At 42.9% G+C, this 20,301-nt stretch carries 14 protein-coding genes; 7 read left to right on the top strand and 7 right to left on the bottom strand.

Features of this window, described 5'->3' with window-relative positions:
• Nucleotides 1–43 precede the first annotated feature (43 nt).
• Together ACQKC9_RS11615 and rapA are read right to left on the bottom strand one after the other, a co-directional pair.
• Nucleotides 44–946, bottom strand: coding sequence for an acyl-CoA thioesterase (locus tag ACQKC9_RS11615; protein WP_057761915.1), 903 nt, complete (start codon nt 944–946; stop codon nt 44–46).
• A 360-nt stretch (nt 947–1,306) separates the two neighbouring features.
• Complete coding sequence (gene rapA / locus ACQKC9_RS11610) at nt 1,307–4,195, bottom strand: RNA polymerase-associated protein RapA (RefSeq protein ID WP_185156624.1); 2,889 nt, start codon at nt 4,193–4,195, stop codon at nt 1,307–1,309.
• Nucleotides 4,196–4,860: 665 nt separating this feature from the next.
• Here rapA and ACQKC9_RS11605 point away from each other — a divergent pair.
• From ACQKC9_RS11605 to ACQKC9_RS11595, 3 genes are all read left to right on the top strand, one after another.
• Nucleotides 4,861–7,173, top strand: a complete 2,313-nt coding sequence (locus ACQKC9_RS11605; RefSeq protein ID WP_427621917.1) for a sensor histidine kinase — start codon at nt 4,861–4,863, stop codon at nt 7,171–7,173.
• Between the two features lie 105 nt (nt 7,174–7,278).
• Nucleotides 7,279–8,235, top strand: coding sequence for a response regulator (locus ACQKC9_RS11600; protein WP_057761920.1), 957 nt, complete (start codon nt 7,279–7,281; stop codon nt 8,233–8,235).
• Nucleotides 8,236–8,545: 310 nt separating this feature from the next.
• The gene (locus ACQKC9_RS11595) at nt 8,546–9,493 is read left to right on the top strand and encodes an NAD(P)-dependent oxidoreductase (RefSeq protein ID WP_427621915.1); all 948 of its coding nucleotides are present in this window, start codon (nt 8,546–8,548) and stop codon (nt 9,491–9,493) included.
• A gap of 11 nt (nt 9,494–9,504) precedes the next feature.
• On the opposite strand, the gene ACQKC9_RS11590 is transcribed toward ACQKC9_RS11595, so the two are convergent.
• Nucleotides 9,505–11,130, bottom strand: coding sequence for a flavin-containing monooxygenase (locus ACQKC9_RS11590; protein ID WP_427621914.1), 1,626 nt, complete (start codon nt 11,128–11,130; stop codon nt 9,505–9,507).
• Nucleotides 11,131–11,224: 94 nt separating this feature from the next.
• Complete coding sequence (locus ACQKC9_RS11585; RefSeq protein ID WP_427621912.1) at nt 11,225–11,938, bottom strand: RluA family pseudouridine synthase; 714 nt, start codon at nt 11,936–11,938, stop codon at nt 11,225–11,227.
• A gap of 481 nt (nt 11,939–12,419) precedes the next feature.
• Between ACQKC9_RS11585 and trxA the strand changes: the two genes are divergently transcribed.
• The 3 genes from trxA to ACQKC9_RS11570 all read left to right on the top strand — a co-directional run bounded on the left by trxA (nt 12,420) and on the right by ACQKC9_RS11570 (nt 15,085).
• The gene (trxA, locus tag ACQKC9_RS11580; RefSeq protein WP_057761928.1) at nt 12,420–12,746 is read left to right on the top strand and encodes a thioredoxin; all 327 of its coding nucleotides are present in this window, start codon (nt 12,420–12,422) and stop codon (nt 12,744–12,746) included.
• A gap of 525 nt (nt 12,747–13,271) precedes the next feature.
• Entirely contained in the window at nt 13,272–14,540 is a 1,269-nt protein-coding gene (rho, locus tag ACQKC9_RS11575) for a transcription termination factor Rho (RefSeq protein ID WP_055125334.1), read from the top strand.
• A 317-nt stretch (nt 14,541–14,857) separates the two neighbouring features.
• On the top strand, nt 14,858–15,085 hold the full coding sequence (locus ACQKC9_RS11570; RefSeq protein WP_057761930.1) for a hypothetical protein: 228 nt from the start codon (nt 14,858–14,860) through the stop codon (nt 15,083–15,085).
• 193 nt (nt 15,086–15,278) lie between these two features.
• Here ACQKC9_RS11570 and ypfJ read toward each other — a convergent pair whose 3' ends face one another.
• The gene (gene ypfJ / locus ACQKC9_RS11565) at nt 15,279–16,166 is read right to left on the bottom strand and encodes a KPN_02809 family neutral zinc metallopeptidase (RefSeq protein ID WP_057761931.1); all 888 of its coding nucleotides are present in this window, start codon (nt 16,164–16,166) and stop codon (nt 15,279–15,281) included.
• 544 nt (nt 16,167–16,710) lie between these two features.
• Between ypfJ and ACQKC9_RS11560 the strand changes: the two genes are divergently transcribed.
• Nucleotides 16,711–17,067, top strand: coding sequence for a hypothetical protein (locus tag ACQKC9_RS11560; protein ID WP_201549039.1), 357 nt, complete (start codon nt 16,711–16,713; stop codon nt 17,065–17,067).
• Nucleotides 17,068–17,313: 246 nt separating this feature from the next.
• Here ACQKC9_RS11560 and ACQKC9_RS11555 read toward each other — a convergent pair whose 3' ends face one another.
• Nucleotides 17,314–17,613, bottom strand: a complete 300-nt coding sequence (locus ACQKC9_RS11555) for an integration host factor subunit alpha (RefSeq protein ID WP_057761935.1) — start codon at nt 17,611–17,613, stop codon at nt 17,314–17,316.
• A 215-nt stretch (nt 17,614–17,828) separates the two neighbouring features.
• The gene (pheT, locus tag ACQKC9_RS11550) at nt 17,829–20,234 is read right to left on the bottom strand and encodes a phenylalanine--tRNA ligase subunit beta (protein WP_427621911.1); all 2,406 of its coding nucleotides are present in this window, start codon (nt 20,232–20,234) and stop codon (nt 17,829–17,831) included.
• Nucleotides 20,235–20,301: the final 67 nt, after the last annotated feature.

The following is a 20,301-nucleotide window of genomic DNA, read 5'->3' as shown; positions in this document are numbered from 1 at the left end:
CTTTTTTATAATACAATATAAAGATAACTGGGTCTAAAGCACCCTAAGACTTTGGCACACGTAAACGCATGAGGCCTTCTTGTTGCACAGTGGCGACCAGTTTACCATCTTGCCAAAACTGACCATGGTTCAACCCTTTCGCATTAGACGTGGTATCACTCCACATGTCATAAAGCATCCATTTATTCAAATCAAAATCACGGTGGAAATGCATCGAGTGATCGATACTGGCAGCTTGTAGACCACTGGTCATAAAGCTAACACCATGTGACATCAGCCCTGTGCCAACCAAATAAAAGTCCGACGAAAATGCCAATAGCGCTTGCTGAATAGCCACTGGCTGATTGCCCAATTCACGAATGCGTAGCCAGTTTGCTTGCTTAGGTTTCATTGGTTCTGGGCTAATCGGATTACGCGGCTTAACTGGCTTAATCTCGACATGACGGCGGCGCATAAATCTTGCTTTTAGCGCTTCTGGCACTTTTCCGACATTTTCTTCTTTTAAATCTTGCTCTGTCAGCAAGTCTTCTGGCGGTGGATAGACAGGCATGTCTTCTTGATACTCAAGCCCATCTTCCATCGGCGAAAACGAGGCAATCATTGAAAATATCACTTGCTCAACAGGCGGCTTACCACGTACTTCTTTATACTGAATAGCGGTGACTTCACGTGCAGACAAGCTACGACCATCACGCAAACGACGGACTTGGTATATCACTGGTTGGTTGATATCGCCACCACGCAAAAAATATCCATGCAGTGAGTGACAAGGTTTGTCTTTATCTAATGTATGCGCCGCTGCCATAATCGCTTGGGCGAGCACTTGCCCACCAAATATACGACTGCCCACATAGTCATGGCTTTTACCCTCAAACACATCAGGGGTAACTTCAATAAGCGCAATAGTAGCCAGCAGCTCATCAATCAGTTGTAGATTATCGGACATGACGATATGTTTCCTTATTTTTATCAAAAACGCTCAGCATCTGATGATATTGATGCCATATAGCCATCATATTTGAATGTAAAATAATGCGAGATCACTTGTTAAGATCTGTCGAAGGAGACCTTAAAATAAACATACAGACATCGTTAGCGATGTTATCACCGAATATTTATTTTCTATAGAAAAGGTAAACATCTTACCCAATATTGGTGGCTTTGACTAGTTACTGTCGGCTTACTCATAAGTATTGCTTATCTGTTTTTGCCAGAAAAATCGCAACTAAAGAGCAAAGCAAGCAATCTCAACCATAAAAAAACGAGATGTATAACAACACCTCGTTTTTGACAAATACGCCGATATTTATGGCTTAACTGCTACGAGTACGCGAATAGAATCCGGTACTAATGACAAGTTACCAAGCGCTTGCTCACCTTGAGCTTTAAGCTGCTCTAAACGCTCAATCTCTTCAGGACGTACGTTTGGATTAATCGTCTGTAGATGTTTTAGACGCTTAATTTCGCGTGACCACTGCTGGCTAAAGCGGCTACTTGCTTGCTCACCAATCTCAGCGATCTGCTGACGAGCGATGTCTTCAGCTTCGTAATAACGCTGCTCAATCACATCGCCGCGCACTTTAATCACTTGGCGAGCACGGTTTTTATCCAATCGCTCAACGTGCGGCATAATCATCTCAGCACTGATACGAGCCGATAAATCACTGCCTTGCTCACTGATAAAGACACGGATATTTTGCGTGGACAAAGTCGCTGGCAGATTAAGCACTTTTGGCGCGATTGCTTCAACACGGAAGTTCACCTCTAGCAGTACCATACCTTGCGGAACAGCGGCACTTTTTAGCATGGCAACTGTCGTGTTACCAAAGGTACTAGTGCTCGCTAGCTCATAAATCGCACGCATCAATGGATGCTCGTGAGTGATAAACTCGATGTCTTCACGCTGAAGCGCTTGCTCACGCTCAAAGGTCAACGTCATACCGTCTTCATCACCAAGTGGCAAGCCATCAATATAGTCACTGATCTCTGTGCTATCGATAGGCGCGATAACCCACGAGCCATCACGCTGGATATTGTGATCAATATTAGCAGATGCAAAGAAACGCTCAATGAAGTGCGGCAGCAAATTATTACCATCAAAGTCACGCATAGCATCAGCGATACGACCAGCGACACGCGGACGGCATGAGTTGTACTCTAACAGGCGATCACGACCAGCTTGTAGCTGTGCTTCTAGTCCCAAACGTGTCTGTAGCGCCTCGTCAATGATGTCTTGCAAGATGACATTATTTTCAGCGGTATCAGCACCCTCAAGCATTGGCTTAAGCTCTTGGATATATTGCTCTTGTACACTTTGGGCAGTTGGCGATATCTGATTGAACATGTTCAGCGCATCGTTATACCACTGATACAGACGCTCTTGCGCTGTACCCTGTACATAAGGCACATGTAGCATGATTTGCTGCGTCTGACCGATACGATCTAGACGGCCGATACGCTGCTCTAAGGTATCTGGATTAGCAGGTAGATCCCATAGTATCAACTGGCTTGCAAACTGGAAGTTACGACCTTCTGAACCAATTTCTGAACACAGTAGTATCTGCGCGCCTTCACTATCTGCAAAGAATGCGGCCGCTTGGTCACGCTCAAGCAAAGTCATCTGCTCAGTAAAGATAGCTGTTTTGATACCGGCATGCAGACGCAATACCGCTTCTAAACTCTCTACCGTCGCACCACTACGAGCGATTAATAGGACTTTTTGATGCTTAAGCTCACCGCGTAAGATATCAATCAACCAAGAAACGCGTGGATCATCTTCTAGCCAGCCACCGTCTGGTTGGTTTTCTTCGCCCCATAGCTGCTCACGCAACTTGCCATTGGTTTGATAGCTATCTTTCCATGCCTCAGGAAGTGGCAATGGATATGGTTGGCTACTACGGCCATAGAAACCTTTGACACTCTCACGAGTATTACGGAACAAAATACGACCTGTACCATGACGATCTAATAGCTCGTTTAACGCATGTGTACGCAGTTTTTCATCTTCATTGATTGAAGATAGTTCTTCAATACTAATGTCTAATAAACTACTTAAAGCAGCGATTTGACCTTCATTTAATGGCTTTTCTTCTATCAAGACGCCAGCAACTGCTGCTGTCTCTGCAAAAGCTTCTTGACCATCGATAAACTCATCCAAATCATCAAAGCGATCTGGATCCAGCAAACGCAGACGGGCAAAGTGACTCTGCGCACCAAGCTGCTCTGGCGTTGCTGTTAATAGCATCACGCCTGGCGTTTCTTCGGCGAAATCTGCAATCAGGTCATACTTATCATTGCCGCCCTGTGCTTCATCCCAATGCAGATGATGCGCCTCATCAACAACCAATAAATCAAACCCTGCATCCATCGCTTGATCGTATAAGTCTGGGTGATCGAGCAATAGATCCATGCCACCAATGATACATTGCTCAGTAGCAAAGACGTTTTGTTCAGGATCGTGTTCTTTAATAGCCGCAGTACGCACTAGATCAAACAAGGCAAAGTTTAGGTTAAAGCGGCGACGCAGCTCAATCATCCATTGATACTGCAAGCTATCTGGTACTAAAATCAACACACGTTCAGCTTTGCCTGTTAGCAACTGCTGATGAATAATCATGCCCGCTTCGATGGTTTTACCAAGGCCAACTTCATCAGCCAGTAGTACACGCGGCGCGATACGTTTGCCGACTTCATGTGCAATATATAGCTGATGCTCGATGATATCGACACGTGCACCCATTAGACCTTTTAATGGATGACCTGCTAGCGCTGACTGCATGCGCAAGATATCTTGGCGCAGCTCATACCAGTCACCGCGCTCAATACGGCCAGCAAGCAAACGCTCAAGCGGCTTGGCCAATGTGATATTGGCAGCAAGGCGGGTTTCCATGATGCCGCGCTCGTGCTCATCGACGCCATATTTAAGTACACCCATCACTTCATCAACGGCATTGACCGTATAGCTTTTGCCATCTTGATCGTAGATGCTATCGCCCACTTTAAACACCACGCGCGATAATGGCGCAGAGTTTTTTGCGTAGACGCGTGTCTCTTCACTTTGCGGAAATAAAATATGCACACATCGGTCGTCAACATCGATGACCACACCTAAGCCAAGCTCAGACTCCGTATCAGATAAATAACGTTGACCAACGGCGAATTCAGTACTGTGCAATGAAGCAATAGAGATAGTCATAAGGCGATGTCTTTTGTACTCAGATAATGAAATTTAGATAGATAGCTTAGAAAAACAGCAATGGCGGCTAACAATAGCTAAATAAGGTTGTTCACACCATAAAATGTCAAAAAGACATAGAAGAAGTGCCACAACACCAATCAAGCCAATCGTCCAGCCCAACCATTATATAACGTTAGCGGGTAGATGAGTGCGTTAAGTTGACTTTTCAAGAGCAGATTCATACAAGATGACGCGAATGCTAAGCATAAGTTGGTCATATAAAACAATAAGATAACGACTCGCAAGTATAGAAAAAACATTTACATCATAAAATTGTTTCTATACTGTTACTTTATGAAAATAGATGTGTTTTTCGTTACTTCAATTGTTCATATTTATGATTAAAAAATAGTATTTAGCGCTTTCCTTCTACTTATCGACAGGTATCAATATTCACAAGTAGACGAATTTTAATACTTGTTATAGGGACTTAGTTTGTAGACAAGCGGATGGGTTTATGGATTGCGCCCTTCGTTAGAAGTAACGGCTTCACATCGTTATGCTATTTATTCAGATATTTAGTCAACAAATTATTCAGCATTAATAATCGCAGCTCTTTTTATACTAAAAATACTGCTAATCGTATTTTTTGTACTTTATATAATTCAAGGATGAATACATTTATGAGTGCCTCCAAAAAAGTTGGCTTATTTAACCAAGTCAGCACCCAAGTTACCATTATTTTGTTTCTTGCTTTTGCCGTTGTTGTTGCCGTTGTGGTTTACATTGTCGAAAAAGAAGGCTATGAAAAAATCAGACTTGAGTCAGGAAAACTAGTGGCTCAACGAGGGAATACCGCCGTCAACAGCATCTCGGCTGATGTCAATCGCGTCATGCGTAGCGCGTTGCAACTACAGCAAAGCGCTCAAACACTGCCAATCGAAGAAAATATTTTGCAGACCAGCACGGCTAACGCTTTTGATAAGCGGGATTATAGCTTATTAGGTAGTGGTGGTATTTGGCCTGATAATGGTGCACTCGGAGACAGTACGGCGACTCATCCCTTTTTGATGGTGCGCCAAGATGGCGATTACCGAGCAATATTAACGGATCCAAACCCTGCTAATCCTTATTACAATGAAAACTGGTTTAACAAAGTAAAAGTACTCAGACCTAATGGCTGTATATGGGCTGACGTAAGCCCCACTCAAACCAAAGGTGAATTGGCAATGAGCTGCGGTGTCGCTATTGAACGTGACAATCAGTTTTGGGGTGCAAGTACCGTTAACTTTACGCTCAACCAGCTACAAGAAAACATCGTTAAGCTGAGTGAAAGCTCTGGCTCAGGTTATATTTTATTGATTGACAACAGTAATAAGGTTATCGCCTCATCTAACCCTGAACGCTTAAAATATATTGACGAAGAAACTGGTGTCCCACTGGATATCAAACAAGTCATTGATTCAGACCCTGCGTGGCAACCTATCTTAGATTTTTTAGATGCTCAGCATAGTGAGATCATCAAACAAATTGCCGCAAAAATGCCTCCGGAAGTACAACAAGTCATTGCAACACTTGATAAAAATGAGGCCACTGCTGTTAGTAGTTCTGAGCTTATCAACTACGCCGCCTATTTGAATGCTAATGAAAGCAATACAAGCACGATGGACAGTCGCTTGCTACAAAGTTTCGATCTAACCAATGACAGCTACTACAATGGTAGTCAGGCATATGTTTTCCAGATTCCTGAGACCTACTGGAAACTAATCGTAGTACAACCAGATGCTGCCGTTAATGCTATCGCAGACAATTTAAGCAAAAACCTAATTAACTTAATCATGCTAGCGCTATTTATAACCGCTGCACTGATCTATTTCATGCTGACATTCTTAGCATTCAAACCATTGAAAAAGACCACAGACAAAATCTCTCTCGCAGAAAAACTAATCGATGATAAGCAATATAACAAGCTTAGTGACGTTAAATTTTCAGGCGGACGTAATGAAATTGGCCTAGTAAACCACTCTATCAGTGAGCTACTCCATCGTATCCAATCTAATGAAGGTAAGCTTGCCAATATTAATCAACAGCTAGAAGTTAAAGTCGAAGAACGCACCGCTGAACTACAAGACACACTAAAAGAGCTGAAAAACTCTCAGCTACAGCTGATCCGTTCTGAAAAAATGGCCACACTTGGTCAGATGGTTGCAGGCGTTGCTCATGAAGTAAATACACCACTATCTTACGTACAAAACAACCTCGAAATCATCGGTCAATTGACTGAGCAATACGAAGAGCTGATTGAGTTGGTACAAGGGTTAAAAGGCGTTCAATCTGAAACGGCTGCCGATGACAAAATAGATAAACTGTTAGCAGATATTGTCCGTGCTTCGGATGAAATCGAAGAAGATGACTTATCTTCTGAGCTAAAAGAGCTGATTAAAGACTCTTTGTTTGGGGTGGAACAGATTACCGAGATGGTACTCAACTTACGTAACTTTGCACGCCTTGATGAGTCAAAAGTGAAGACCATTGATGTACGCGAATGTATAGAATCTTCTCTCAAAATCGCTGGAAACTCTATCAGACATCAAGATATTGTCACCAATTTTGGCCCAACGCCTGAAATCAAATGCTCACCATCGCAAATCAATCAGGTATTAGTCAACCTATTAAACAATGCTTCGCAAGCAATGGAGGGCAATCCTGATGACAAGATTGAGGTGCGTACCTACGCTGATGAAACCAACGTCTACATTGAAGTAACTGATAATGGTAAAGGCATGAGCCAAGCGGTATTGGATCAGATATTTGAGCCCTTCTTTACTACGAAAGCGGCAGGTGAAGGCACTGGCCTCGGCATGGCAATCAGTCAGCAAATCATGGAACAACACAATGGTGCGATTACCGCCACATCTACTGAAGGTGTTGGCACGGTGTTTACCTTAACCCTACCCATCAACAATAATTTAACGGAACAAAGTATGTCGGCATAAGCAACACGCTTATTATATTGTCGGCGCAGCTCAGTTATGCGCTGTGCTGACAACAGACATAATACTTACAATCTAGCCTCTATTATTCATCGTAAGGATACGATCATGAATGAAGTTAAAGATAACATACAACCCTCTGCTCTAAGTACTGAACCTAAACCGAAAATCGCGTTTATTGACGATGAACAACGCATTTTACGTTCTATGAAACTCCTCTTTCGTAAAACTCATGATGTTTTTATCACGACCGACCCCACTGAGTATATCGACTATATTAAAAACAACCATGTATACGTAGCAGTCAGTGACCAACGTATGCCTGAGCGTGTCGGTGTCGATATCTTACGCGAAGTAAAAGACATATCACCGTCTACCATGCGTATTTTATTAACAGGCTATGCCGACTTGAATGCCATTATTGGTTCTATTAACGATGGAGAGATTTATCGTTATTTAACCAAGCCCTGCAAGTCTGAGGAACTCATCGCTGTGGTTGGGCGTGCCACTGAAATCGCGTTGACTTACAATCCAGATGAAGACGCCGATCAGATTGATAGCTCAGACAATAAGCAAACCCTGTTGGTTATCGATGAAACAAATGAGCTAATCGAACAAATCCGCAAACAGTTCTCCAATAATTATAAGGTACTGCATGCTGAAGGTTTAGAGGAGGCTTATGACTATCTGGCAAACTACGACATTGGTGTGTGTATTACTGACATCAATGTTAGTGGCGAAAACATCGCACCAATAATCTTCACTTTAAAGCAAGATGCACCGCATTTAGTCGTTTTGGTGCAAACTGAATTCCAAGATGCAGGTTTGTTGATTGATTTAATTAACAAGGGTCAAGTCTATCGATGCTTACCGAAGCCGATGCGCGCGAGTTTGCTAGAGATTAGTGTTAATCGTGCTTTCCAACATCATACTAAACTCAAAGCGAGTCCTGACTTAGTAAAACGTTATGAAGTCGAGCACGACCCTGACAATGATGTGCGTATTGATTTGAGTAATCGCGTACGCAGTTTCATTGGCAAATTGCGCAAGCGTTTTTCTTTTTAGCACCTATTATTAACAGTTTTTGCGAAGTTGGCTTGATAGCATTTGTAATACAAGCTGCATCAACGAAAAAGTGCATTGTCTAACTGAAAGACCTCTATCTCAATATTGAAATAGAGGTCTTTTCTTTGTTTAAAATAACATCCATTTTATAGATACTGCTTTTACGCTAAAAATACAGTGAAAATGCCTTTTTACTGCTTGCTTCTTTTTGACTAAAAATACCAACGTGCTACATTAAGCCGATAAGAAATCATGCGATAGTAATTTATTCGCTAACTATCTATAAGACAACAATAAGTAAGGACTAGCCATGCAAGCCGTTTTTTTAGATAAAGGAACGTTTTCTGAAGGTATTGACCTGCCAGCGCCAATGGGTGTGAGCGATTACATCACTTATAACGACACGCCAAAAGACACGGCTGTCATCATTGAACGCTGCAAAGACGCCGACATTATTATCACTAATAAAGTGCAAATCGGTGCTGAGGTGATAGAGCAATTGCCGAAACTTAAGCTGATCCAACTGACTGCTACTGGTATGAACAACGTCGATCAAGCCGCTTGCGATAAGCAAGGTGTTGCGCTTTTTAATGTCGCTGGTTATGCGGTCAAAAGCGTGCCCGAACATACTTTTATGTTGATGCTGACAGCGATGCGCGCAGGTATCCATTACCATCAAAAAGTCGCTGATAGCACGTGGCTGGCAAACGGTAATTTTTGCCTGCTGGATATTCCGTTGATAGATTTGGAAAATAAGACGTTAGGTATTATCGGTATTGGCACCATCGGCAAGCGCGTAACCGAGATTGCCCGCGCCTTTGGTATGACCGTACTGTGGGCAGAGCACCAAGGACGTGAACCACGCAGCGACGACTATACCGCGTTTGATGAAGTACTAGCGCGTGCGGATGTGATCAGTCTACACTGTCCATTGAATGAACACACTGAGCATCTTATTAACAAAGATACTCTGGCGAAAATGGCCAAACAACCGCTCATCGTCAATGTCGCACGTGGCGGCATCGTTGATAGCCAAGCATTAACTGACGCGATTAATAGTGAGCAGATCATCGGTTATGCTAGCGATGTGTTTGAACAAGAACCGATCGCTGACGATGACCCTTTGCTCAGTATCAGCGACCATCCGCGTGTTATCTTTAGTCCGCACAATGCATGGGGCAGCAAAAGCGCCCAAGAGACCTTGTGGCAGATGTTAAGCAAACAAGTTACTGACTTTATCGACAACCATCATCAATAATTACCAAGATACTAACGACTAAATCGTAACCAGTCGTCTTTTATCTTACGATACTTAAGCATGATTCGATCGCTTAAATAGTTGTTGGTCACGAACCAAGGATAGCGATCGCCTTGCTTAGGTAGCTCGTCTTTGCCGCGTCTGACATAACCAGACGATAGCGAACCCATCACGGTATCTGCTTGAGCGCAGGCTGTCATATCCGCAGTCTGTGCTTGTGGTAATGCGACCTGATAGCGGTTTTTATGCATACACCCCAGTAGCCTCACTACATACTGACAAGCTAAATCGATTTTTAGTGTCCACGAGGCATTGGTATAGCCAAACAGTGCAGCCAGATTAGGTATGCCTTCTATCATGACTGCCTTATAGGTCATACGCGTGCCAATATCGACAGCTTGACCGTCGATATATACCGCAGCCCCGCCTAGCATCTGTAGCTTTAAGCCAGTCGCGGTAACGATAATATCAGCGTCGAGGTGCTGACCAGATTGCAGCATAATCCCTGTTTCAGTAAAGTGACTAATTTGATCGGTCACCACTGTTGCACGTTTATCCTGTAAAGTTTTGAATAAATCACCGTCAGGTACCGCACATACTCGTTGATCCCATGGATTATAGTCAGGCATAAAATGCTTGCTATCAACGCCGCTACCTTTTAACTCTTTTTTCACCCCATTTTTTAAGACTGCCTTCATCACCTTGGGTGCGTGAGTCGCAACTTTGTACAGGCCTTGTTGCCGTAACACGTTGCGCGCGCGTAATACCGTATAGGCCTGCTCTTTTGATAATGGTGAAAACTTGCCTGATAACCAGTCAATAGCATGGTCATCACCCGGCACGCTTGCCACATAGGTCGGCGTACGCTGCAGCATCGTGACATGACGCGCACACTGAGCACTGTCTTTATCTACTAGTGCAGGTAGCAACGTCATCGCCGTGGCACCACTACCAATAACGACAACTTTTTTATCATTATAATCTAGATTATTCCAATGCTGTGGATGAATGATTTGACCGTGAAAATCCTCCTCTCCATCAAAATGAGGGCGATAGCCTTGCTCATAATCATAATAGCCAGTGGCACCTACGATAAAATTGGCAGTCTTAACAAACATCTCACCGCTTGCATGGTTTTTGATGGTTGCTGACCACTGTTGATCATCACTAGACCATGATATCTCCTGAACTTCATGCTGATAGTGGATATGTTCGGTCACCCCAAACTCGCGTGCCGTATCGGCGATATAGCATTTGATATCATCGCCTGCTGCAAGCATTCTATAATCAAGCCACGGCCTAAAGTTATAGCCAAAGGTCAGGGCGTCAGAGTCAGAGCGAATCCCCGGATAGGTAAATAAATCCCATGTTCCACCCAAATCAGCACGCTTTTCTAAGATAGCAAAGCGCTGTGGAGGTTTTTGCTTATTAGTCGGTTTTGCCTGCTTTTGCTTTTTGGGAACTTTATGACCGAATAGACCTTTATGCTGCTGTTGCTGTAAACGGCAAGCCATACCAATACCTGCGATACCCGCACCGATAATCAATACTTCATAGTCGGCTACTTTATCCGTCTTTGACTTTTTACCTTTAAGGCGGTTTTTAATGGCCTGTTTGGTAGTGGTGATATCAAGCATACTTTCATCCTTGTATTTGCATGACTGGTATTTTATAGCTGGCTTTAGAGCCGTTTATCGCATCTATTAACAGCAAGCGGCAAAATCTAACGATTTAAAATGGGCAAGGACTTTCCCAGTCCATCCAAGCACCCAGTACTGGATGCTTTAAACGCAATTGCTGTGCATGTAAGTTGAGCCTAGGGGCTATCTCTAATGCCGTACCTTCAGCATAAATCGGATCGCCAATCATCACATGATCGACATGCACCATATGTACGCGTAGCTGATGACTGCGGCCTGTAACTGGCTTTAACATGACCCGCGTGACTGCCTCGCCATTACAGGTTTCATGAGCCACAACTTCATATAAGGTTAGCGCATGCTTTGACCAGTCGTGATCGACGATATGGCGCGGTTTGGTACTTGGCTCATAGCGCACTGGCACTGATATCTCACCAGTTGCGCCGACCTGCTTCCACTCACCAAAGACACGTGCTTGGTATTTTTTTTGCGGTAGACGTTCGATGAATTGCTTACTGATATTGGTTTGCGCTGCTGCATTTTTTGCAAAAATAAGCAGTCCCGAGGTGTCCATATCTAAACGATGAATCAATTTTACGGCTGGATTGGCACGCTCAAGACGAGCAAGCAGACTGACTTTGAGTGTTTTACCATCGACGCTTAATAGGCCTGCAGGTTTATCAACCACCCAAATATCATCGTCTTCGTAAACCGTAATTTCTTGTGCAAAATTTTTAAAAAACTCAAGCGGATAAGCGCTTTCTTGGGCATTGAGGGCATTAACTTCTTCATCGGTAAAAGGCATAAAATTAACTACTTATGTAAATTGGTTTTAAGATAAGGATTTTTGGTGGCTAGTCTTTTAGACATGATAGCTATATTTGGCACGATAGCCATTTTATGAACAATGATTATTTGGACAAAAGGTCAAGACTTTGACTGATTTTTAACGTTATTCATATCGCTAGCTACTAATCACTGGCTACTATACAAACGAGGTATAAAATACGACTTATATCGCACTGAGATACATACTTTGATAAGTATAATCGTATCAAATAACAGATTAGATACTCTTGTGCTGCACCGTTTCGATTTATTGTGCTAATACTAGTTGTTAAACAATTTAACCAGCCTGTATCTGTCAAATTAGGGCAAACATGTTAATATAATGGCACATTTTCACCCCTTCTAAACAATTCTTTGACCACCAACCGATTTATTATTAAACCAATATATATGTTGATGAGTGGTGATAGAAGTAATAAAACAAGAGAGATAAAATTATGTCAGACCTTATTGTACATACTACCGACACAGACTTTGATCAAGACGTTCTACAATCAGACGTACCTGTACTAGTAGACTTCTGGGCACCATGGTGTGGTCCTTGTAAAGCCATCGCTCCTATTTTAGAAGATCTAGCGACTGAGTACCAAGGTAAAGTTAAAATCGTCAAAGTAGACGTAGACAACAACCCACAAGCGGCTAGCCGTTTCGGTATTCGCAACATCCCAACGCTATTTGTATTTAAAGATGGCGAAAAAGTTGACTCAGTAATGGGCCTTCAGCCAAAAGCTGAATTGGCTAAAGTACTAGACAAGCATTTATAAGTTAAATTTTCTCGCTCTAGATTACCTTGAGTGGGCAAAATAGAATAACCGAGAAAGCCATTATCTGACTAAGATAGTGGCTTTTTTGCTTGTTTTTTGTGCAAAAAACTCGATAATGTGACTTTTTTGGCAAAATTTATTGACAACGCTATTGTGAAGACCGTATAGTCTGCTGACAAGAGAAAACCAACTGTTTTCCTAAGTATCTTGTCGCTATTCTCCTCGTGTTTATCAACAAAAACACAATCGTCATTATAAACACCATTGCTGAACAAAATGACTAAACGCAATTACTGATATTGAGTTTTTGACGCAGACTCTTATGTAGCCTTTTTTATCCTTATTTCTTATTACCTTGCCTCCAATGATGGCAATGCATACATAAGCAGACATATAAAACCAAAACTACATAAACTACAGCGCTGTGCACACACCCATATCATCATATTACCGTTATTTTAATCACTGTCGTGACTTGTGCTGCTAATGGCATCTCTCATCTGATCAATTGCTAATGACCTATCTATGAATCTTACTGAATTAAAGAAAAAATCAATCGCTGAGCTATTGGCTATCGCCAAAGAAATGGGTCTTGATAATATGGCGCGCAGCCGTAAACAGGACATTATCTTTGCTATTCTAAAAACCCATGCGCGTAACGGTGAAGCCATTTATGGTGACGGCGTACTTGAGGTTCTTCCTGATGGTTTTGGATTCTTGCGCTCATCAGAAGGCTCATATTTAGCCGGTCCTGATGATATTTATGTCAGCCCTAGCCAGATTCGCCGCTTTAGCCTCAAAACTGGTGACAGTATCGCTGGTACGATTCGTCCACCAAAAGATTCTGAGCGTTATTTTGCATTATTAAAAGTTGGCGAAATCAACTTTGATACGCCAGATCGCTCACGTCATAAGCTTATCTTTGAGAACCTCACGCCCCTATTCCCAACTGAGCATCTAAAGCTTGAGCTTGGTAACGGAACCACTGAAGATTTGACTGGTCGTATCATCGATCTAATCGCTCCGATTGGTAAAGGTCAGCGTTCTATTATCGTCGCACCGCCAAAAGCGGGTAAAACGATGTTGCTACAGACCATCGCGCAATCAATCACTCGTAATAACCCTGAATGTTATTTGATCGTACTATTGATTGATGAGCGTCCAGAAGAAGTCACCGAGATGGTACGTACGGTACGCGGTGAAGTGGTTGCTTCTACCTTTGATGAGCCGCCACAGCGTCACGTACAAGTCGCTGAAATGGTCATCGAAAAAGCCAAACGTCTGGTCGAGCATAAGCAAGACGTGGTGATTTTACTTGATTCAATTACGCGTTTAGCACGTGCTTATAACACGGTCATTCCATCGTCAGGTAAAGTGTTGACGGGTGGTCTAGATGCCAATGCCCTGGAACGTCCAAAACGTTTCTTTGGTGCTGCGCGTAACGTGGAAGAAGGTGGTAGTTTGACCATTATTGCCAGTGCATTGATTGATACTGGTAGTAAGATGGATAGCGTTATTTTTGAAGAATTTAAGGGAACGGGTAACCAAGAGATTACGCTTGAGCGTGACTTGGCTGAAAAACGTGTATTCCCTGCGATTAATATCAAAAAATCTGGTACACGCCGCGAAGAGCGTCTATTGGACGAAGACAAACTGCGTAAAGTATGGATTTTACGCAAACTACTTCAACCGATGGATGGCGTACAAGCTACTGAGTTCTTATTGGATCGCCTAAAAGAAGCGAAAACCAATGATGAATTCTTCGAGCAAATGAAGCGTAAATCACAAAACTAATTATTGATTAGTTTGCTAGACATATTCAGCTTTGATTCAATATTAAGACTACCTATGGGTAGTCTTTTTTATAGCAGTATCGAAGTATTAACAGTTAAGCCAATTAAACTATGCTGCTCTGTCGTTCACAGGCATTGCCGATGATACAGTACGGCAACATCGCTTACATCTCGTTTGCAAAGTTTAGCGTTTTTACTACGACTATATTATTAGTAACCGATTATTATGACAGACAGTAGGAATATACTTGAAAATATCATGGACACAGTATTTTGAAGGTATTGTATTTTAAACTTGATGACTTAATAGGTGATAATATGAAATTTGCTAAAACGATCGCAATGACTGCCATTACTAGCTCAGCACTAATCATGACTGGTTGTAACTCTTATAGCGGTATGAGCAACACTGCTAAAGGTGCTACTGCTGGCGCAGCAGCTGGTGCTCTTATTAAAAGCAAAGGCGACAGCAAAGATATCGCTCGTGGCGCATTGGCTGGTGCAGCGATTGGCGGTGCTGGTGGTTATGTTCTTGATAACAACTAAATCTTTCTACGCTGATATTATTTGAAAATTGATTGAGTAGTATCAGATAAAAGATGACAAAAAGCCTGCAATTCGTTGCAGGCTTTTTGTGTCTTAATTTTGTTTATAAGTCCATGCACTAGACTTATAGTCAAAAACATCAGTATTACAAAACATCGTTAGTCAAATACACGATTATTAATATATATGGCCATTAAAGTGCACCGCTGAACGTATCGCAAGATTGTACATTACCGCTTTGTAGACCACGGGTGAACCATTCGACGCGTTGTTGACTGGTACCATGAGTAAAGTTATCAGGCACTACTGCACCACCACTCGCTTTCGCTAGACGATCATCTCCGATTTGACTAGCTGCATTTACCGCTTCATCAAGATCACCAGCTTCTAAAAACTGTACACGCTCTTGATTGCGCTGTGCCCATACACCAGCAAAACAATCCGCTTGCAACTCTTGTAATACTGATAGCTTATTGGACTGTGCTTGTGTCACTTGCTGACGAGCTTCATTGACCTGTTGGCTAATGCCCAATAACGTCTGAACATGGTGACCTACCTCATGCGCTATCACGTAGGCCTGTGCGAAATCGCCAGCCTTGCCTTGGTTCTCTTCACCACCAGAGCCTTGCTGATCGCCTGAAATACCAAGATTCTGTCGCATCTCTACAAAGAATGACGTATCCAAATAAACAGTCTGATCCCCTGGACAATAAAATGGACCTGTTGCAGAGCTAGCACTACCACATGCCGAACTAACCTGACCATTAAACAAAATCAATGACGGCTCTTGATAAGTGCTACCAGCTTCATTAAAGATTTGATGCCAGACTTCTTCTGTATCTGCTAGTACAACTTTCACAAACTGCGTGTCTCGGTCTGTGCTGGTTGCCAGCTCGGTAGATGACTCACTACCACCACCTGTAACCGCTTGACCTGTCTGTAATGCGGTCATTGGGTTTACCCCAAATACCAACCACAAGATACCTGCGATGATAATACCACCAATACCACCACCGATCATCTTACCGCCACCTGTGCTAGAGCGCACATTTGAGCTACCTCGTCTACCTTGCCATTTCATAATTCTATTCCTCAAATATAGATTGATTCATTATTTCTATTAATCACTATCTCTATTAGCCACTACTTCTATTACTCATTACTTATGTTATATATTATTTGGCCAGTCAATTTGCGCTATGACCTAGTCTACTATCCTAAAAGCAAGGAGAAACCTATAAAACTGCTAACTTCACTAGTGTTTATGTAATATAGGATGATAATCGGACTATTTAACTTCATTTTTACTCATACAAACGGGATTAATATAGACAATTTGAGTTAAAAAACAAGAACCGAAAAAGCGCTCAATCCCTCTGATGTCATTGATTATACGTCGATTAATCTGACTTCTTGTATTAAAAAGTATATCGGATAGAGAAAGTAAAATATTATTTTAAATTTTATTGTTACTTAATTGTACAGGCTATTTCTATTTACTTAGAAAACCTATAGAATGCGTGGAAGCTGAGTAGCTGTGACTAAGACTAGTTGAATTCTGAGAAACCTCGGATTTCGACCTTTGTTGCTGCTACTGCTCATTTCATTTTTCCGGAGAAAACCATATGAAACTTAAATTACTTGCTCTAGCTGGTATCATGACTGCAACTATGGGCCTTACTGCCTGTGATAGCAGCAAAGAAAATGCTGCTGAAGATTTATCTGACGCGCAAGAAGAAGTGCAAGACGCTTCTGAAGAGCTAAACGAAGCTGCTGCTGAAGGCGAAATGACTGCTGATGCTGACGCTGCTGTTGCTGGCGCTGAAGCTGACATCGCTGATGCACAAGCTGCAACTGCTACTGACGAAATGGACGCTGAAGTTCCTGTAGACGGCGACACCACTAGCATGGACGTAGCTAGCGAAACTGATACTGCTGCTGTTGAAGCTTCTGACGAAGTAGTAGTTGAAGAAGCTCAGTAATTTATTGTTCATACAATAGATAAACTGTAGTAAAAAAAAGAGAGCCTATGCTCTCTTTTTTTATGTCTATGATTTATGATCTTAGTAGGACTCTACTTTATAGATAACCCTAATATACGATGCATGCTGCAATATCGAAATATATAGATGTACGCAAAAATAACTAAGTGCAAATACGCACTAGCATTCTTATAAACTCACGATAAAACAGACACACTATCGTTCAGCGCAGTGCCAAACTAAGTATTAGCTATCAAACAAACGCTCGTCAACCTTCTGACGAAATTTTTGCCCTGTCTTGAAAGTAACCACACGGCGCGCGGATACTGCAACAGGCTCCCCTGTTTTCGGGTTACGGCCTGGACGGCTGTTTTTATCTTTAAGCTCAAAGTTGCCAAAGCCTGAAAGCTTGACCTCTTTGCCATCAATCAAACTTTCTGACAGCTCATCAAAAAAGTTCTCCACCAGACAGCGGCCTTCTTGGCGTGTTAGGTTTAGGTGACTCATCAAATGCTCAATCATGTCAGATTTGGTTAAGGTGCTCACAGTACGACTCCTATGCTATGTCGTGATGTCGAATATCATGGTTTAGCGGTATGAGGGTTAAGGCTAGCTATTATAAAGGTTTTTTGACCGTTTTTTAACAAAGTCTTCATTAAAATCCTTTATTAATAACCACTTAACTTATTCTATGAATAGCAATGCTCCGTAGCCTCATGGTAAAAAGACTACAGAGCATTGGGTATAATACTTACTAAATGTTAGCTGTCGCGCAGCTGTACAGAATGCTGGTCAGTTAGCGCTTGTACCACTTTATCTGTGGCAGTCTTGACGGCTTCGTCAGACAACGTTTGCGTACTGTCTTGCCATACGAGTGCAAACGCCAATGAACGTTGGCCTGCTGGTACTTTATCGCCTTGATAAACATCAAATAGCCACAGATCCGTCAACAGATCACCTGCCGCAGCTCGTATTGTCGATTCTAAAGTCTGCAAACTGATATCACTGTCTACTAAGATGGCAATATCACGGCGCACTTGTGGGAACTTGCTAGGCGTCGTAATCGCATGCTGCTCACGAGCAAGCGTCAATAGCGGTGCCAGTGACAATTGGGCGACCCATGTCGTCGGCAGATCTAACTGCTTAGCAGTATTTGGATGTAGCTGACCCAACCAACCAACATATACATCATCGATATATAACTCAGCGCTTTGTCCTGGATGGAGGAAGCTTAGCGCACTACGCTCATAGCGAATACGGGCACTATCGATCTGTGCTGGTAACAACTGTTCAATGTCATGTTTTAGATCATAAAAGTCTAGCGCACGATTTTGATAAGCCTGCTCGCTCCAGACATCGCCCACTGCGACCAAGGCAATGCTTGGAGTTTGGACCAAATCACTGATACTTTGTCCCACAAAGCTAAGACCCGTTTCAAAGAAACGTACACGTGGCTGCTGACGATTCAAGTTATATTGCACGCAAGGCAGTAGGCTTGATAGTAAGGTACGACGCATCACCGCCAAATCACTAGAGATAGGGTTTGCCAGTGCCAACACCTCCCCTAACGCTTCATCATCAAGCAATGCTTCTAATTTTGCATCACTAAAGCTAAAGCTGATCGCTTCCATATAACCGTTATCGACCAGTGCTAGCTTCATCCCATGAGTCAAATCTGCAGTATCGTCATAATCCATGCTGACTTGCAAATGTGGCAGGACGCTTGGAATATTGTCATAACCATAGATACGGGCAATTTCTTCGATGAGATCTTCGCGGATACTCATATCAAAACGATAAGACGGCGGCTTACAAATTAGTGCGTCGCTTTGCTGCTCTACGTCAAAACCAAGCTGGGTTAAAATACGCACCATCTCTGATGGATCGATATCAATACCAATAACATCACGTACTTTCGCGATTGGCAATGTAATCGGTGCGCGTGCTGGCAAATGCTCGAGGTTTTCGGCCGTGACTATTTGACCTGCTTCGCCGCCAGTGATACTAGTGATCAAATCACAAGCGCGTGCCAAGGCAAGTTTCGGCAATTCAAAATCGACGCCGCGTTCGAAACGCTGCGAGGCATCGGTGTGCAATCCAAAACGGCGTGCGCGTGCAGCGATAGCCAGTTGATTAAAGAAAGCACTTTCTACAACGATATTGGTCGTACTATCGGTGACACTGCTACGCTGACCACCCATAATACCAGCCAGTGCCAAGGCACCTTTGTCATCAGCAATCACAAGCTCATCACCGGTTAGCGTAACCGTTTGCTCGTTGAGTAAAGTGATGGTTTCATCAGGCTGTGCTAAACGCACAACAATATCACCTTCGATGGTATCAGCATCAAAAGCGTGTAGTGGTTGACCCAATTCCATCAAAACATAGTTGGTCACATCGACCAAGAAGTTGTGTGAACGTAGTCCGGACTGTACCAATGCATCTTGCATCCATTTTGGGGTGTCGATACTACGATCGATATTGCTAATAGATTGCAACAAATAGCGAGGGCACGCTTCTACCGCATCAACGGTTACAGCGGGCGTTGCACCATTATCAGAAGCGACTACATTGTCAGGAATCTCTGGCAACTGTACAGGCAAGTCATTGATGACTGAAATCTCGCGAGCGATACCGCGAACGCTAAAGCAATCACCACGGTTTGGGGTGATAGAGATATCCAATATTTGATTATCTAGACATAAATATTCACGGATATCGGTACCAACTGGTGCATCTTCAGGCAATTCAAGCAAGCCATCGATATCATCGACCAAGTCAATTTCAGAGGCGCCGCATAGCATGCCGTTTGAGGCAACACCGCGTAATTTGCTTTTTTTGATCTTAAACCCTGTCTTATCATCGCTTGGCAATACCGCACCAACGGTAGCAACCGGTGCTTTCATACCGACGGTCACATTGGGCGCGCCGCAGACAATTTGTAGCGGCTCAGCATCGCCAATATTTACCTGCGTGACACGCAGTTTGTCTGCATCTGGATGCTGCTCAACGCTGATGACTTCACCGATGACCACACCGCTAAATGCACGGGCAACTGCGTAACGATCATCAATTTCAAGCCCTGCCATGGTCAGCTGTTCAGCTAACTGTTCGCTGGTATTTTGGGGATTTACCCATTGACGTAGCCACTGTTCGCTAATTTTCATAAATATCTCGGATCAGAATTTTATAATAAAGATGTTGGAGTAAAGCTTGGCAAATTAACTTGTTGTA

Source organism: Psychrobacter sp. NPDC078409 (assembly GCF_050268505.1).
Classification (GTDB): domain Bacteria; phylum Pseudomonadota; class Gammaproteobacteria; order Pseudomonadales; family Moraxellaceae; genus Psychrobacter.
The sequence above is the reverse complement of the archived record's forward strand: the minus strand, read 5'-3'. Positions and strand labels throughout refer to the sequence as shown.

Excerpts from the sequence above, each read along its gene's own strand:
- ACQKC9_RS11615 (WP_057761915.1), bottom strand. The coding sequence starts at position 946 with ATGTCCGATAATCTACAACTGATTGATGAGCTGCTGGCTACTATTGCG.
- rapA (WP_185156624.1), bottom strand. The coding sequence starts at position 4,195 with ATGACTATCTCTATTGCTTCATTGCACAGTACTGAATTCGCCGTTGGT.
- ACQKC9_RS11605 (WP_427621917.1), top strand. The coding sequence starts at position 4,861 with ATGAGTGCCTCCAAAAAAGTTGGCTTATTTAACCAAGTCAGCACCCAA.
- ACQKC9_RS11600 (WP_057761920.1), top strand. The coding sequence starts at position 7,279 with ATGAATGAAGTTAAAGATAACATACAACCCTCTGCTCTAAGTACTGAA.
- ACQKC9_RS11595 (WP_427621915.1), top strand. The coding sequence starts at position 8,546 with ATGCAAGCCGTTTTTTTAGATAAAGGAACGTTTTCTGAAGGTATTGAC.
- ACQKC9_RS11590 (WP_427621914.1), bottom strand. The coding sequence starts at position 11,130 with ATGCTTGATATCACCACTACCAAACAGGCCATTAAAAACCGCCTTAAA.
- ACQKC9_RS11585 (WP_427621912.1), bottom strand. The coding sequence starts at position 11,938 with ATGCCTTTTACCGATGAAGAAGTTAATGCCCTCAATGCCCAAGAAAGC.
- trxA (WP_057761928.1), top strand. The coding sequence starts at position 12,420 with ATGTCAGACCTTATTGTACATACTACCGACACAGACTTTGATCAAGAC.
- rho (WP_055125334.1), top strand. The coding sequence starts at position 13,272 with ATGAATCTTACTGAATTAAAGAAAAAATCAATCGCTGAGCTATTGGCT.
- ACQKC9_RS11570 (WP_057761930.1), top strand. The coding sequence starts at position 14,858 with ATGAAATTTGCTAAAACGATCGCAATGACTGCCATTACTAGCTCAGCA.
- ypfJ (WP_057761931.1), bottom strand. The coding sequence starts at position 16,166 with ATGAAATGGCAAGGTAGACGAGGTAGCTCAAATGTGCGCTCTAGCACA.
- ACQKC9_RS11560 (WP_201549039.1), top strand. The coding sequence starts at position 16,711 with ATGAAACTTAAATTACTTGCTCTAGCTGGTATCATGACTGCAACTATG.
- pheT (WP_427621911.1), bottom strand. The coding sequence starts at position 20,234 with ATGAAAATTAGCGAACAGTGGCTACGTCAATGGGTAAATCCCCAAAAT.